General features: G+C 74.2%; 13 protein-coding genes. 7 read left to right on the top strand and 6 right to left on the bottom strand.

Annotated features, from left to right (window positions below; all coding sequences use genetic code 11):
- The first annotated feature begins 78 nt into the window (after positions 1–78).
- From ABZ646_RS08575 to ABZ646_RS08565, 3 genes are all read left to right on the top strand, one after another.
- Positions 79–1,587, top strand: a complete 1,509-nt coding sequence (locus tag ABZ646_RS08575) for an aromatic amino acid ammonia-lyase (protein WP_360514572.1) — start codon at positions 79–81, stop codon at positions 1,585–1,587.
- Positions 1,584–2,426 carry a MurR/RpiR family transcriptional regulator gene (locus ABZ646_RS08570; RefSeq protein ID WP_360514569.1) on the top strand — a complete coding sequence of 281 codons (843 nt, stop codon included), beginning with the start codon at positions 1,584–1,586 and terminating at the stop codon, positions 2,424–2,426. Before ABZ646_RS08575 ends, ABZ646_RS08570 begins: the two co-directional genes overlap by 4 nt.
- Positions 2,427–2,559: 133 nt before the next feature.
- Complete coding sequence (locus ABZ646_RS08565; protein WP_360514566.1) at positions 2,560–3,162, top strand: hypothetical protein; 603 nt, start codon at positions 2,560–2,562, stop codon at positions 3,160–3,162.
- Between the two features lie 7 nt (positions 3,163–3,169).
- Here ABZ646_RS08565 and ABZ646_RS08560 read toward each other — a convergent pair whose 3' ends face one another.
- The 5 genes from ABZ646_RS08560 to ABZ646_RS08540 all read right to left on the bottom strand — a co-directional run bounded on the left by ABZ646_RS08560 (position 3,170) and on the right by ABZ646_RS08540 (position 6,827).
- Positions 3,170–3,544 carry a hypothetical protein gene (locus tag ABZ646_RS08560; RefSeq protein ID WP_360514563.1) on the bottom strand — a complete coding sequence of 125 codons (375 nt, stop codon included), beginning with the start codon at positions 3,542–3,544 and terminating at the stop codon, positions 3,170–3,172.
- A gap of 16 nt (positions 3,545–3,560) precedes the next feature.
- Positions 3,561–4,061: a roadblock/LC7 domain-containing protein gene (locus ABZ646_RS08555; RefSeq protein ID WP_360514560.1), complete on the bottom strand. Its 501-nt coding sequence runs from the start codon at positions 4,059–4,061 to the stop codon at positions 3,561–3,563.
- Positions 4,062–4,092: 31 nt separating this feature from the next.
- Positions 4,093–4,887 (bottom strand): transcriptional regulator, encoded by a 795-nt coding sequence (locus tag ABZ646_RS08550; protein ID WP_360514557.1) that lies wholly within the window; start codon positions 4,885–4,887, stop codon positions 4,093–4,095.
- Positions 4,884–5,273 carry a hypothetical protein gene (locus tag ABZ646_RS08545; protein WP_358977185.1) on the bottom strand — a complete coding sequence of 130 codons (390 nt, stop codon included), beginning with the start codon at positions 5,271–5,273 and terminating at the stop codon, positions 4,884–4,886. The genes ABZ646_RS08550 and ABZ646_RS08545 overlap by 4 nt, the downstream gene beginning before the upstream one ends.
- Positions 5,274–5,444: 171 nt before the next feature.
- The gene (locus ABZ646_RS08540; protein WP_360514554.1) at positions 5,445–6,827 is read right to left on the bottom strand and encodes a diaminopimelate decarboxylase; all 1,383 of its coding nucleotides are present in this window, start codon (positions 6,825–6,827) and stop codon (positions 5,445–5,447) included.
- A 152-nt stretch (positions 6,828–6,979) separates the two neighbouring features.
- Here ABZ646_RS08540 and hutU point away from each other — a divergent pair, with 152 nt between their 5' ends.
- The 4 genes from hutU to hutI all read left to right on the top strand — a co-directional run bounded on the left by hutU (position 6,980) and on the right by hutI (position 12,481).
- On the top strand, positions 6,980–8,644 hold the full coding sequence (hutU, locus tag ABZ646_RS08535; RefSeq protein ID WP_360514552.1) for a urocanate hydratase: 1,665 nt from the start codon (positions 6,980–6,982) through the stop codon (positions 8,642–8,644).
- Between the two features lie 86 nt (positions 8,645–8,730).
- The gene (locus ABZ646_RS08530) at positions 8,731–9,933 is read left to right on the top strand and encodes an allantoate amidohydrolase (protein ID WP_360514623.1); all 1,203 of its coding nucleotides are present in this window, start codon (positions 8,731–8,733) and stop codon (positions 9,931–9,933) included.
- Positions 9,930–11,285, top strand: a complete 1,356-nt coding sequence (locus ABZ646_RS08525) for a formimidoylglutamate deiminase (RefSeq protein ID WP_360514549.1) — start codon at positions 9,930–9,932, stop codon at positions 11,283–11,285. The genes ABZ646_RS08530 and ABZ646_RS08525 overlap by 4 nt, the downstream gene beginning before the upstream one ends.
- A gap of 20 nt (positions 11,286–11,305) precedes the next feature.
- Positions 11,306–12,481, top strand: coding sequence for an imidazolonepropionase (hutI, locus tag ABZ646_RS08520; RefSeq protein ID WP_360514546.1), 1,176 nt, complete (start codon positions 11,306–11,308; stop codon positions 12,479–12,481).
- 136 nt (positions 12,482–12,617) lie between these two features.
- Here the strand turns inward: hutI and ABZ646_RS08515 are convergent, their stop codons facing one another.
- A complete protein-coding gene (locus tag ABZ646_RS08515; protein ID WP_360514543.1) occupies positions 12,618–14,099 on the bottom strand; it encodes an RICIN domain-containing protein in 1,482 nt (493 codons plus the stop codon).
- Positions 14,100–14,218 lie beyond the last annotated feature (119 nt).

Here is a 14,218-nt window from a genome sequence, read left to right as displayed (position 1 = left end):
ACGGTCTGGCGTTAATCCGACGTAACAGATGACCGAAGGGCAAGATCCAATGTCCGGGTTGAGGGGAGTTTGGGCGTGATGTCGTCTCGTATCGTGGACGTGATCGGAATAGCTCATTCCGGTCTGGTGGTCCTGGACGGCATCGGCATGGGGGTCGACGACGTCGTACGCCTCGCCGACGGCACCGCCCGGCCGGTCCCCGGCACGGACGCGATGCGCCGCGCGGAGGAGTCCTGGGACGCCGCCCGCCGGATCGCCGCGACCGGCCGCGTCTACGGCCGTTCCACCGGCGTCGGCGCCAACCGCAACGAGGACGTCCCCACCGAGGCCGCCGCCGGCCACGGCCTGCGGCTGCTGCGCAGCCACGCCGGCGCGATCGGCGACGAACTGCCCGCCCGACAGGTGCGCGCGATGCTCGCGGTACGCGCCAACCAGCTGCTGGCGGGCGGCGCCGGTCTGCGGCCGAGCGTCGTCACCGCGCTGTGCGAGGCACTGGAGTCCGGCGCCCACCCGGTCGTCAACGAGTTCGGCTCGGTCGGCACCGGGGACATCGCGGCACTGGCGCAGATGGGCCTCGCACTGGCGGGGGAGCACCCCTGGCGGGGCGCGACACCGCCCGAGCCGCAGCTCCTCGACAACAACGACGCCCTCGCCCTGATCAGCAGCAACGCCCTCACCCTCGGCCAGTCCGCGCTCGCCCTGCACGAACTGCGCGGCCTGATCGAGGCCACCCAGGTCGTGGCGGCCCTGTCCCTGCTCGCCGTCGACGGCTCCCACGAGGCCTACGCGGCCCCCGTGCACGCGGCCCGCCCGCACCGGGGCAGCGCCGAGGTCGCCCGCCGCATGCGGGAGCTGATCGGCGCCGCCGACCGGCCCACCCCGCCGCTCGGCCGGATCCAGGACCCGTACGGCTTCCGCTGCCTGCCCCAGATCCACGGCCCCGCCCATGACGCCGCCGACGCCCTCGAACAGGTGCTGGCGATCGAGATCAACGCCGCCGCCGAGAACCCCCTCATCTCGGTCGAGGACCTCGCCGCCTACCACCACGGCGGCTTCTACCAGGCCCAGCTCGCCCTCGCCCTGGACCACTTCCGGCTCGCCGTCACCCAGGTCGCGCGCCTGTCCACGTCCCGCCTGTCCACCCTCAACGAGCCCGCCTACACCCGCCTGCGCCCCTTCCTCGCCGACCACGAACCCGCCTCCTCCGGCGTGATGATCCTGGAGTACGCCGCCGGCGCCGCCCTCGGCGACCTGCGCGCCTTCTCCGCGCCCGCCTCCCTCGGGCACGCTGTACTCTCCCGAGGCGTCGAGGAACAGGCCAGTTTCGCCTCGCTCGCCGCCCGTCAAACGCTGCGCGCCTGCCGTGCGTACCGTCTGGTGGTCGGCTGCGAACTCGTCGCCGCCGTGCGGGCGCTGCGCCAGCGCGACCTGAGGCCCGACCCCGGGCTCGGGGCGGGCCTGGCGCTGGAGCTCGCCGAGGCGGTGCTGGAGGCGGACCCGGCCGACCGGCCGCTCACCGACGACGTCACCGCGGCGGCCGGGCTGCTCGACCGGTTCACGGACATCTGGAGGGGGAGCACGTCATGAGCGTGACCGACAGCCCTGCGACACGGTTGCAGGCGCTCTTCGAGGGGCACCGGCTCACGCCGACCCAGCGGCGCATCGCCCACAGCATGGTGCGGCGCGCCGCCGACGTGCCCTTCCTGTCCAGCGTGGAGCTGGCCGATCTGGCCGGGGTCAGCCAGCCCTCCGTGACCCGGTTCGCGGTCGCGCTCGGCTTCGACGGCTACCCGGCGCTGCGCCGGCACCTGCGCGAGGTGGTGCCCGCCGAGCAGACGCCCGGCAACGGCGCGTACAACGAGTACCAGCAGGCCGTCGAGGCCGAGATCGAGAACCTCCGGCACCTCGCCGAGGTGCTCGCCGACCCCCGCCCCGTGCAGCAGGCGGGGCGGCTGCTGGCCGCCTCCCGGCCGCTGCCGGTGCTCGGACTGCGCGCCGCCGCCTCGCAGGCCTACGGCTTCGCCTACTTCGCCGCCAAGGTCCACCCGGACGTCCGGCTGCTCAACGAGGGCGGCACGATGATCCACGACCGCATCGACGCGGCCGTCCTCGCCGGCGCCTCCACCCTGCTGTGCTTCGCGCTGCCCCGGCACCCCCGCGAGGTCGTGGACACCCTCGGCTATGCCAAGGAGGCCGGGCTGACCGTCGTCACCGTCGCCGACTCCGCCTTCGCGCCCGTTGCCAAGGTCTCCGACCTGCTGCTGCCGGCCGCCGTCGGCACCGGGCTCGCCTTCGACACGGCGTGCGCGCCGATGCTGCTCGGCCGGGTGCTCCTGGAGGCGATGTGCGACGACCTGCCGGACGCGCAGGTCCGCCTGGAGGAGTTCGACGCGCGGGCTGCGGCCCGGGGTCTGTTCGTCGAGTAGGGGCCTCAAGGCGGGCAGGGGCTTCAAGCGGGTAGCGGCTTCAGGGCGAGCAGGGGCTTTAAGACTCGTCTCACGTTCGGTCGTTACCGTCCCGCCCTACGGACGGACCGACACCGGCGAGGAGGCTGCGGACATGGCGCGTGGGGTACGGGAAGGGCGCGGCGGACAGGGACTGGCCCGGGTGGCCGTGGTCGTACGGGCCGGGGCCGCGCCGCTGTGGTGGGCCGGGGTGTTCGCGGCGGGCGTCGGCGTACTGCCCCCGGGGATCACCGGGCGCCGCATCGGCGTGCTGGCCGGGGCCGCGCTGTTCGTCGTCGGCGCGGCGGTCGTGGCGCTGGTCCGCCGCAGGCGGTACACCGCGCTGCTGCGCGGCGCCGCCCGGGCCGGCAAGCACGACGTCCTCCAGGACCGGGCCGTGACCGTGCGCAACTGGCGCCGGGGCCACCGCTGGTGGCTGCTGCTCGCCTTCGCCGTCGCCCTCGGCAGTTCCTTCGCGGTGCCCGCGGCGGGCGGCCTGCTGCTCGCCGGGACCGGTGCCGGACTGCGCCTGAAGGCGGCCTGGCTGGGCCGCCGGGAGGGGGCCGCGGACCAGCTGATGTGGGTGCGTGTCGACTGGCTCGACAAGCGCGGCGGCCGTCCTGCGGGCAAGGCCGTCAAGGCGTACCGCGGTACCGGCATCGCGGCGGGCGACGCGTCCCCGGGCGGGGCCCGCCGCCGCACCGCGGCGCTGGTCTGAGGCCGGGTCAGACCTCCAGTTCCTCCTCGATCTTCTTCAGCTGGTGCCGGGCCATCGCCAGGTTGGCGCGGGAGGCGTCGAGCACCAGGTAGAGGAAGAGGCCGTTGCCGCCGCGGCCCTTGAGCAGGCGGATGAGGTGGTACGCGTTGGACAGCGTGATCAGGATGTCCTCGATCTCGCCCTTGAGGCCGAGGTGCTCCATGGTGCGCATCTTGGCGCGGATCACGTCGGTGTTGCCGGCGGCGGCCACGTTCAGGTCGAAGGTCTTGCTGCCGCCCATCGTGCCCAGCGCCATCCCGCTGGTGTAGTCGACGAGCGCGACGCCGGTGGCTCCCTCGATGGAGGTGAGGCACTCTTTCAGCGCGGTTTCGGTGTTGGCCATGACGTTCTGGTTCCTCTCAACTGTCGGTTGCGGTGCGCGCGTCGGTGGTGGTGCTGGTGCGTGGCGTGCGCGTGGTTCTGGTCCGTGTGGTGGTGGCGCGGGCCGGTCGCAGGGCCTTGGCGGCGGCCTCGGCGGTGTCGACCAGCTCTCCGATCCGGGCGGCGGCGCGGCGGCCCTCCAGGTGCAGCCGGCCGACGTTCACCCGGTCCTCGGCGAGCAGGGTGAGCACGGCGCTGCGGCCGGCCGCGTAGGTGGCGACATAGCCGTCCTCGCCGCGCACCAGCAGTTCCCTGAGCTCGCCCTTGCCGGTGGCGTCGGCGACCCGCACGGCGACGCCGAGCTCGGCCGCGGTCAGGGCGGACAGGCCCTCCGGATCGACGCCCGGACAGTCGTGGGCGACGACCAGGCCGTCCACGCCGGCCGCGAGGGCGCCGGTGAGCTGGGGCATCCTGGTGCGCAGCCGGTGCAGTTCGTCGAGGACGGCTGCTCTGTCGGAGCTGCCGGATTCTGCCGCCATCAGCTGTCTCCTCTCGGCGGGGCGGTGCCGTTCAAAGGGCCTCCAGCGCATCCCTGAGCCTCTTCAGCAGCGCGATGTCGGGGTCGGTGACCGGGGGGAGCCGGGGTGGCGCGGGGGTCGTGGTGCGCCCGGGGACGAGGAGCCCGGCCGCCGCCAGCCGGCGTACGTCCACCAGCGTGTGGAAGGCCGGCCGGCCCAGCTCGCGGGCGATCTCCGGGGCCGTGCGGACGCCGTCCACCCGGTTCAGGACGGCCCGCTGGCGGGGCGTGACCGGCGGGGGCGCGACCGGGTCGGCCCGGATCAGCGGCGCTTCGTCGGTGGCGGGGTAGGGCCAGAGGCGGTGCAGCAGTTCGCGGCGGCGCCGGGTCTCGCGTTCGAGGGCGGCGACCGGCACGGCCCGCAGGGGGCTCGCGGCGGCAGGGGTGCCGTAGCGGAAGCGGCCCGGGGTACTGCTGGGGGCGAGCGCGAAGTACCCGGCGTCGTACAGCGCGCCGACCCGGCACACCTCCAGGGCTCCTCGGGGCAGCAGGCCGGCGGTGAACAGCCGGTGGGTGGCGGCGGCCATGTCCTCGGTCCAGGGCCAGGCCGCCGCGTCGAGCGTGCCGTGGGCCGTGAGGAGCACGTCGAGGCCGGGGGCGAGGGGGCTCTCGGCGTGCACCACGCGGCCCTCGGCCAGGTGCAGGCTGCCGTGCTCACGGACCAGGACACCGGTGGCCCGCTCCTCGGCGAGCCGTATCAGCATCGGCGAAAGCGCGCCGGGCGCCCGGTCGGGTGCGGTCGCCCGGTCCCGGACCGGCAGCGGCGGAGGCGTCCGGACCACGGTCATCCCAGCACCAGCCGCTCGGCCATCTCGCCGAGCCGGATCCGGGCGAGGGCCAGATTGCCGTCCTCGCGGGTCAGCCACAGATGCAGGAAGACGGTGGCGTCGAAGGACGTCACCACGAACCGCAGCAGGTGGTAGCTGTCCCGGTTGCTGACGATCAGGTCCTCCACCGGAGGGCTGATCTCGGTGTCGTCGTCCGTGCTGAACGCCCCGTGCTCGGCGGCCAGCCGGGCCAGCTCGGCCGCCTCCGCCGCGGTGGTCTCGTGGTCACCGCCGGGCGCCTCCCCGACCGTGCCCAGGGCCAGTCCGCTGGTCCAGTCGACCAACGCCGCACCCCGCGCACCGGGCAGTCGCATCGCTTCCAGTAAGCACTCGTCGATTCCGGGCACCGTGGCTCCCCTCCCGCCGCCTGGGACTCCGGTTGAGTGACGCCGACACTACGCATCGTGTGCACGAGGGGTGAGTCGTTTGGCATTTTCCAGTGGAACATGCGCCCGGCAGGCTAGTGTTGGTCAACTGAGCTGCTTTTCGCACCAGTTGATCCCTGTGTCCCAGCTGTCTCAACGGCTCCCTGTTGCACGCAGGGTGGTGAGCGCGTCGGCGTGCGCCCCTCCGGATTCGGCCACGATCTCCGCGACGGACTGCGGCTCCCGTGCGACGGCGAACGCCACGCCCCCGCCGCCGTCCGGCACGAAGCCGTAAACACCGGGCCTGGCAAGGGAGTTGTAGGAGTAGTGGCTGCCGAAGTAGTACGCCCCGGTGTCCAGTGCCGCCGCGAGGTCGCCCTGCTCCAGCGGCGGCAGCGCGCGCCCCTCGGCGAGCAGGTCGCCCGAGAAACAGGCCGGCCCCGCCACGTCCTGCACCACCGGCGCCCCCTCCTTCGGCCGCCCCTTGCCGTCGTAGGCGGCGATCCTGAGCGGCCAGGCCGCCGGCACGTACACCGTCCGCGGCGCCACCTGCACCCCCGCGTGCGTCACCGCGATCCGCCGGCCGCCGGAACTCTTGACGTACTCCACCCGGGCCAGCACCGTCCCGTGCCGGGCCAGCAGCGACCGCCCGAACTCGGTCACCAGCCCGTACCGCCCGTCGAACAGTCCCGGCACCACCTCCGCGAGCAGCCGCGCGTACTGCCCGTACGTCGGCTCGGCCGCCTCCGACGCGAAGGCGACCGAAAGCCCGCCCCCGATGTCGAGGGTGTCGATCTGCCGCCGCCCGACACGCGCGTTGACCTCCTCGGCCAGCGCGTACGTCTCCGCCACCCCGCGCGCCAGCAGCGACAGCGGGATCCCCTGCGACCCGGTGTGCGCGTGCAGCCGCGTCAGCCACGGCCGCTCGGCGAACGCCCGCACGACCCACTCCCGGGCCCCCTCGTCCCGCAGCCCCACCCCGAACTTCGAGGTCGCGGTGGCCGTGGACGTGGCCTCGATGGTGCCCGCCCCGATCTGCGGGTTGACCCTGATGCCGAGCGGCGAGCGGGTGCCGCCGCTGTCCCGCAGCGCGTCGATCCTCGCCAGCTCCTGCGGGTTGTCCGCGTTCACGGCGACGCCCAGCGCCAGCGCCTCGCGCAGCTCCGCCTCCGTCTTCGCGGGCGCGTCGAACACGGTCCGCGCCACCGGCACCCCGGCCGCCCGCGCCAGCGCCAGTTCACCCGCGCTGGCCACCTCCGCGCCGAGGCCCTCCTCGGCCAGCAGCCGCACCACCGGCACCAGCGGGTTCGCCTTCACCGCGAAGGCGTGCAGGATCTCCGTCCCCGGTGCCGCCACCGCCGCGAACGCCCGGCGCAGCGCCGCCGCCGACGCGCGGATGCCCGTCACGTCCAGCAGGCCCACGATCGGCGCGTGCGGCCCCAGCAGCCCCTGCTCCACCGCCGCCCGCACGGCGTCGTCCCGCCGCGCCACCCGCCCGTCGTCGCCCTCGCGTCCGTCCACGACGTCCCCCGACATGTCATCGTCCACACCCTTAAGGCCCATAAGTCCAGCCAAACATCCCGAGTGCGCCCGGTGTCGGCGGACCGATGTATTGACTAGTTCTATTCAGGAAGTCAGGATGTGAATAACGGCAGTAATACGAGCCCTGATCCGCTGGGAGGCAGACCATGTCAGGACCCCGCCCCGTACGAGCACCGCGCGGTACGGAACTGAGCGCCCTGGGATGGCAGCAGGAAGCCGCCCTGCGGATGCTGCAGAACAACCTGGACCCCGAGGTCGCCGAGCACCCCGACAAGCTCGTCGTCTACGGCGGCACCGGCAAGGCCGCCCGCGACTGGCGCTCCTTCGACGCCATGGTGCGGACCCTGCGCACCCTCAAGCAGGACGAGACCATGCTGGTCCAGTCCGGCCGCCCGGTCGGCGTGATGCAGACCCACGAGTGGGCCCCGCGCGTCCTCATCGCCAACTCCAACCTCGTCGGCGACTGGGCCAACTGGGAGGAGTTCCGCCGCCTGGAGGCCCTCGGCCTGACCATGTACGGCCAGATGACCGCCGGCTCCTGGATCTACATCGGCACCCAGGGCATCCTCCAGGGCACCTACGAGACCTTCGCCGCCGTCGCCGCGAAGAAGTTCAACGGCACCCTCGCCGGCACGATCACCCTCACCGCCGGCCTCGGCGGCATGGGCGGTGCCCAGCCCCTCGCGGTCACCATGAACGACGGCGTCGCCATCTGCATCGACTGCGACCCCCGCGCCATCGAACGCCGCATCGAGCACCGCTACCTCGACGTGAAGGCCGACAGCCTGGAGCACGCGCTCCAGCTGGCGGTGGAGGCCCGCGACGCCCGCCGTCCGCTCTCCATCGGCCTGCTGGGCAACGCCGCCGAACTGCTGCCGCGGATGCTCGCCGAGGGCGCCCCCGTCGACATCGTCACCGACCAGACCTCCGCGCACGACCCGCTGTCGTACCTGCCGGTGGGCGTGGCCTTCGAGGACATGGCCGACGCGGCGGCCAAGGACCCGGCCGGCTTCACCACCCGCGCCCGTGAGTCCATGGCGAAGCACGTCGAGGCCATGGTCGGCTTCCTGGACGCCGGTGCCGAGGTCTTCGACTACGGCAACTCCATCCGCGGCGAGGCGCAGCTCGCGGGCTACGAGCGGGCCTTCGCCTTCCCCGGCTTCGTCCCCGCCTACATCCGCCCGCTCTTCTGCGAGGGCAAGGGCCCCTTCCGCTGGGCCGCCCTGTCCGGCGACCCCGCCGACATCGCCAGGACCGACAAGGCGATCCTCGACCTCTTCCCGGAGAACGAGTCCCTCGCCCGCTGGATCAAGCTGGCCGGTGAGCGGGTCCACTTCCAGGGCCTGCCGGCGCGAATCTGCTGGCTCGGCTACGGCGAGCGGGACAAGGCCGGCGAGCGCTTCAACGACATGGTGGCGAGCGGCGAGCTGGCGGCACCGCTGGCGATCGGCCGCGACCACCTCGACTGCGGCTCCGTGGCCTCCCCCTACCGGGAGACCGAGGCCATGCTGGACGGCTCCGACGCGATCGCCGACTGGCCGCTGCTGAACGCGATGGTGAACGTGGCCTCGGGCGCGTCCTGGGTCTCCATCCACCACGGCGGCGGGGTCGGCATGGGCCGGTCCATCCACGCGGGCCAGGTGACGGTCGCCGACGGCACGAAGCTCGCCGGCGAGAAGATCCGCCGGGTCCTGACCAACGACCCCGGTATGGGCGTGATCCGGCACGTGGACGCCGGGTACGACATCGCGGAGTCGGTCGCCGACGAGCGGGGCGTGCGGGTGCCGATGCGCGAAGGTGAGTCGGCGTGACGCAGAGCGGGGACTCCTCGTCGGGGGCCGGGCTCTCGTCGCCGGGCGGGGGTCCGGCTGTGCGGAGCGGGGCCTCCTTCCACGAGATGTGGCGTGAGCTGCTTCCCGTCGGCCGGCACGCCGAGTCCCGCGGCTACCGGCGGTTCGCCTGGACCGGGGCCGACGCCGAGTGCCGGGGCTGGTTCAAGGAGCAGGCCGAGGCGCGCGGGCTCGTCCACGAGGTCGACCGGAACGGGAACCAGTGGGCCTGGCGCGGGGACCCCACCGCCGGGGACGCCGTCGTCACCGGGTCGCACCTGGACTCCGTGCCGGACGGCGGCGCCTTCGACGGCCCCCTCGGTGTCGTGTCCTCCTTCGCCGCGCTCGACGAACTCCGCGCGCGGGGCGTGCAGTTCACCAGGCCCCTCGCCGTCGTCAACTTCGGCGACGAGGAGGGCGCCCGGTTCGGGCTCGCCTGTGTCGGCTCACGGCTCACCGCCGGGCAGCTCACCGTCGAGCAGGCGCACCGCCTGACCGACGCCGACGGGGTCACGCTGCCCCGCGCGATGGAAGCCGCCGGTCACGACCCCGACGCCATCGGCGCCGACCCCGAGCGGCTCGCCCGCATCGGCGCCTTCGTCGAACTGCACGTGGAACAGGGCCGGGCGCTGGACCTGTCCGGCGACCGGGTCGGCATCGCCAGCGCCATCTGGCCGCACGGACGCTGGCGGTTCGACTTCCGCGGCGAGGCCAACCACGCCGGCACCACCCGGCTGGCCGACCGGCGCGACCCCATGCTGTCGTACGCCGAGACCGTGCTCGCCGCCCGCCGCGAGGCCGAACTCGCCGGCGCCGTCGCCACCTTCGGCAAGATCGCCGTCGAGCCCAACGGCGTCAACGCCATCCCCTCCCTGGTGCGCGGCTGGCTCGACTCCCGCGCCGCCGACCAGGCCACCCTCGACACCGTCGTCGGCGGCATCGAGCAGGCGGCCCGGGAGTACGCGCGGGCACACGGCATCGACCTCGACGTCGTCCGGGAGTCCTTCACCCCCGTCGTCGAGTTCGACCACGCCCTGCGCGACGAACTCGGCCGCATCCTCGGCAAGGACACCGGTCTCACCGTCCCGGTCCTGGGGACCGGCGCGGGACACGACGCCGGGATCCTCGCCGGGAGCATCCCGACCGCCATGCTGTTCGTACGCAACCCCACCGGCGTCTCGCACTCCCCGGCCGAGTTCGCGGCCGAGGACGACTGCGTGGCCGGGGTGAGCGCGCTCGCCGACGTACTGGAAGGGCTGGTCCGCGCGTGACGACACGGACGACGTACTGGTTGGAGCACGCCTGGCTGGACACGAACGTCGAGCCCGGCGTCACCGTGGAGGTGGCCGACGGACGGATCACGGCGGTGCGGACCGAGGTGCCCGTGCCGCCGCCCGGTGCCGAGGTGCTGCGCGGCCTCACCCTCCCCGGCCTGGCCAACGCCCACTCGCACGCCTTCCACCGGGCCCTGCGCGGCACGGTCCAGGTCGGCTCCGGGACCTTCTGGACCTGGCGCGAACTCATGTACTCCGTCGCCGACAAGCTGACCCCGGACACCTACCACGCGCTCGCCCGCGCGGTGTACGCGGAGATGGCGCTGGCGGGCGTCGCCTGCGTCGGCGAGTTCCACTACGTGCACCACGCCCCCGGCGGCACCCGCTACACCGACCCCAACGCCATGGGCGAGGCACTGATCGCGGCCGCCGCCGACGCCGGGATCCGGATCACCCTCCTCGACACCGCCTACCTGTCCTCGGGCATCTCGACCAGGCGCGGCGGCGAGCCGCCCGACACCCACCAGCTGCGCTTCTCCGACGGCAGCGCACAGGCGTGGGCCGAACGCTGTTCAGTTCTCAAGGAACGGGATCACGCACGGATCGGAGCGGCGATCCACTCCGTACGGGCCGTGCCCGCCGAGCAGTTGGCGACCGTGGCCGGCTGGGCCGAGGAACGGCGGGCCCCGCTGCACGTGCACCTGTCCGAGCAGACCGCGGAGAACGACGCCTGCCTGGCCGTCCACGGCGTCACCCCCACCCGGCTGCTCGCCGACCACGGCGTCCTCGGCCCGCGCACCACCGGCGTCCACAACACCCACCTCACCGACGAGGACATCGCCCTGCTCGGTGGCAGCAGGACCGGCACCTGCATGTGCCCGACGACCGAACGGGACCTGGCCGACGGCATCGGGCCCGCCGTCGCCCTCCAGCGCGCGGGCTCCCCGCTCTCCCTCGGCTCCGACAGCCACGCCGTCATCGACCTGCTCGAAGAGGCGCGCGCCATGGAGCTGAACGAGCGGCTGCGCACCCGCACCCGGGGTCACTGGACGGCCGCCGCACTGCTGCGCGCCGCCTCCGCCGACGGCCACGCCGCCCTCGGCTGGGACGACGCCGGCACCATCGAGACCGGCATGCTCGCCGACCTGACGACGATCGCCCTCGACTCGGTCAGAACGGCAGGGCCGGTACCCCGACTCGGCGCCGAGGCCGCCGTATTCGCCGCGACCGCGGCGGACGTACGGCACACGGTCGTCGCGGGCCGCCACGTCGTACGCGACGGCGCGCACACGCTCGTACCGGACGTGCCGACCGCACTCGCGGACGCGATCGACGCCCTCCGCGCCTGACGACCCTCCACGAGGACACCATGAGCAGCAGCACCGCCATCACCGACATCGCCACGCTGGTCACCAACGACCCCTCCCTCGGTGACAACTCCCCTCTCGGTCTGGTCCGGGACGCGGCCGTCGTCATCGAAGGCGACCGTGTCGTGTGGACCGGTGCATCCAGCAAAGCACCCGCCACTGACAACCGGGTCGACGCGGGCGGCCGGGCGGTGCTGCCGGGTTTCGTGGACTCCCACTCCCACCTGGTCTTCGCGGGCGACCGCACCCAGGAGTTCAACGCCCGGATGTCCGGCCGCCCGTACACCGCGGGCGGCATCCGCACCACGGTCGCGGCGACCCGGGCGGCGACGGACGGGGAACTGGAGCGGAACCTCACCCGTCACCTCGCCGAGGCGCTCCGCCAGGGCACCACCACCTTCGAGACCAAGTCGGGCTACGGCCTGACGGTCGAGGACGAGGCGAGGGCCCTGCGCATCGCCGCCGCCCACACCGACGAGGTCACCTACCTCGGCGCGCACATCGTCCCCCCGGACCACGCGGACGACCCGGCCGCCTACGTCTCCCTCGTCACCGGCGAGATGCTGGACGCCTGCGCGCCGTACGCCCGCTGGATCGACGTCTTCTGCGAGAAGGGCGCCTTCGACGGCGACCAGGCCCGCGCGATCCTGACGGCCGGCCGGGCGAAGGGCCTGACCCCGCGCATCCACGCCAACCAGCTCTCCTACGGCCCCGGCGTCCAGCTGGCCGTGGAACTGGACGCGGCGAGCGCCGACCACTGCACCCACCTGACGGACGCGGACGTCGACGCGCTCGCCCAGGGCCGGACCGTCGCCACCCTGCTGCCGGGCGCCGAGTTCTCCACCCGGGCCGAGTGGCCGGACGCCCGCCGTCTCCTGGACGCCGGCGTGACGGTCGCCCTCTCCACGGACTGCAACCCCGGCTCGTCCTACACCTCCTCCGTCCCCTTCTGCATCGCCCTGGCCGTCCGCGACATGCGGATGACCCCCGACGAGGCGGTCTGGTCGGCCACGGCGGGCGGCGCGGCGGCCCTGCGCCGGGACGACATCGGCCGCCTCACCCCCGGCGCCCGCGCCGACCTCCTCCTCCTCGACGCCCCCAGCCACGTACACCTCGCCTACCGCCCGGGCGTCCCGCTGGTCGGCGCGGTGTGGCGCAGGGGCGTGCGGGTGACATGACCGGACCGCGGATCAGCCCTGGCTCCTTCGGGCCGTGCGGCGATCGGGGGATCCGCCCGGTCGCGTTGCGACCGGCCGTGGTGCCGAACCGCCGTACGGGTGGTGGACGACAGCAGACCCTGAGGGGACAGTCACGTCAGGCCGCCCCCGCCCGCCAGCGCTGGGCCGTGCTGTCGTCCAGCGGGTCGAGGGCGAGTCGGTCGTCCCCGTCCGGGGTGAGGGCCGTTCCGATGGCGATGGCCGGGTGGATCGCGCCGTCCGGGTCGACGGTGAAGCGGAGGTTGGCGCCGTGGTCGCCGTCCACCGAGGAGCACTGCCAGATGCCGACGCCGTTGTCGACCGAGCCCCGGCTGTCCAGGCAGAAGCCGGGATCCGCGGCGGACCGCACGACACCTCGGCCGGTCTCCACCCGCCAGCGCTGGGAGGCGGCGCCGGAGCAGGGGGCGGTGACGACGTCGGTGCCGTTGTCGAAGTCGGCGTCGCGCACGTCCAGGCAGCGGCCGGTGGCGGCGTTCACGATCTGGGCGTAGGCGCCACCCGGCGGCTTCGGGGCGGGAGAGCGAGAGCGAGAGGGGGAGGGGGGCCGGGACGCGGGCGGGGCGGACACGGATCGCGTCGGGGTCGGGCTGGGGGACGGGCGGGCGGGCGTGGGGGAGACGGTCGCCGTCACCGTCACCTGCGGCGTCGCGGCCACCGGATCCCGGGGGTGCGCGGCGGGACGGTCGAGGAGAAGGAGCAGCAGCGGTACGAGGGCCACGCCCAGGGCCGCGGAGGCGAGCAGCAGCCGACGGCGGGACGGCCGTCGGCGCCCGGGGCGCGGACCGGGCGCGGCGGGCGGCGCCGGGGCGGGGGACCGGCGTGCGTACGCCGTACCGCCCCACGGCAGCAGCCCCTCCGCCAGGGCCTCGCGCGGGGTGTCGCGGAGCGCGACGAGGTCCTCGAACGCCGCCGTGCAGTGCGGGCAGCGGGCCATGTGGGCGTGCAGGTCGGCGCTGTGACGAGGGTTCTCCGGACGGACCGCCTCCTCGACGAGCCGGCGGAAGTCCGCGCAGCGCGGGTCGTCGGAGGCGGCCAGCCGGACGCGGAGGCACGCCTGCGCCAGGGACTTCAGGGCGGGTGGGATGCCGTACCGGACGTCCTCGGGGGCCAGGCCGAGGTGGGCGGCGGTCCGGGCGTCGGGCTCCCGGTCCAGCACGCCGTACCAGAGCAGGCCCTGGGCGCGCGACGGGAGGGCCTGGAACGCCGTGAGGAGGGGCGGGGCGGGCGGCCCGGAAGCGCCCGTGGCGTTCAGGACCAGCAGCAGGGCGGGGTCCAGGGCGGCGGCGCGTTCGTCGTGCGCCCAGTCGGCGGCCAGCCGCGCGGTCAGCAGGAGCAGATGGTGGCGCAGGGGTACGACCGGTTCGGCGCCGCGGGCGATGTCGCGGGCTGCGCCGGTGAAGGTCTCCGCGGTGAGGCGGCGGCCCGCCGCGTCACCGGCGGTGCAGTGCAGGGCGTACGCGAACACCGCGGGGTGGTGGCGGGCGCGGAGTTCCTGGAGGGCCGGATAGGCGGTGGCGGTGGGGGTGCGCAGGAGTTCGGTCAGGCGCGTGTCCGCGAGAGCAGGGTCGCCTGGTGTCATGCTCCACCCCTCGGTGCCGCGTCCCTTCCTGACGTACCGGCCAGTCTGGAGCGTGCGCGGGGGCGGCGGGGCGCCTTTGCCGAAAGTGCCGAGTACGACCGCCCGCGGCCCGCACGGGC

This window comes from Streptomyces sp. NPDC007162, assembly GCF_040634175.1.
Classification (GTDB): Bacteria; Actinomycetota; Actinomycetes; order Streptomycetales; family Streptomycetaceae; genus Streptomyces.
The sequence above is the reverse complement of the archived record's forward strand: the minus strand, read 5'-3'. Positions and strand labels throughout refer to the sequence as shown.

What these genes read in the sequence shown, in the direction of transcription:
- ABZ646_RS08575 (WP_360514572.1), top strand. Translation starts at nt 79, where the DNA reads ATGTCGTCTCGTATCGTGGACGTGATCGGAATAGCTCATTCCGGTCTG.
- ABZ646_RS08570 (WP_360514569.1), top strand. Translation starts at nt 1,584, where the DNA reads ATGAGCGTGACCGACAGCCCTGCGACACGGTTGCAGGCGCTCTTCGAG.
- ABZ646_RS08565 (WP_360514566.1), top strand. Translation starts at nt 2,560, where the DNA reads ATGGCGCGTGGGGTACGGGAAGGGCGCGGCGGACAGGGACTGGCCCGG.
- ABZ646_RS08560 (WP_360514563.1), bottom strand. Translation starts at nt 3,544, where the DNA reads ATGGCCAACACCGAAACCGCGCTGAAAGAGTGCCTCACCTCCATCGAG.
- ABZ646_RS08555 (WP_360514560.1), bottom strand. Translation starts at nt 4,061, where the DNA reads ATGGCGGCAGAATCCGGCAGCTCCGACAGAGCAGCCGTCCTCGACGAA.
- ABZ646_RS08550 (WP_360514557.1), bottom strand. Translation starts at nt 4,887, where the DNA reads ATGACCGTGGTCCGGACGCCTCCGCCGCTGCCGGTCCGGGACCGGGCG.
- ABZ646_RS08540 (WP_360514554.1), bottom strand. Translation starts at nt 6,827, where the DNA reads ATGTCGGGGGACGTCGTGGACGGACGCGAGGGCGACGACGGGCGGGTG.
- hutU (WP_360514552.1), top strand. Translation starts at nt 6,980, where the DNA reads ATGTCAGGACCCCGCCCCGTACGAGCACCGCGCGGTACGGAACTGAGC.
- ABZ646_RS08530 (WP_360514623.1), top strand. Translation starts at nt 8,731, where the DNA reads ATGTGGCGTGAGCTGCTTCCCGTCGGCCGGCACGCCGAGTCCCGCGGC.
- hutI (WP_360514546.1), top strand. Translation starts at nt 11,306, where the DNA reads ATGAGCAGCAGCACCGCCATCACCGACATCGCCACGCTGGTCACCAAC.
- ABZ646_RS08515 (WP_360514543.1), bottom strand. Translation starts at nt 14,099, where the DNA reads ATGACACCAGGCGACCCTGCTCTCGCGGACACGCGCCTGACCGAACTC.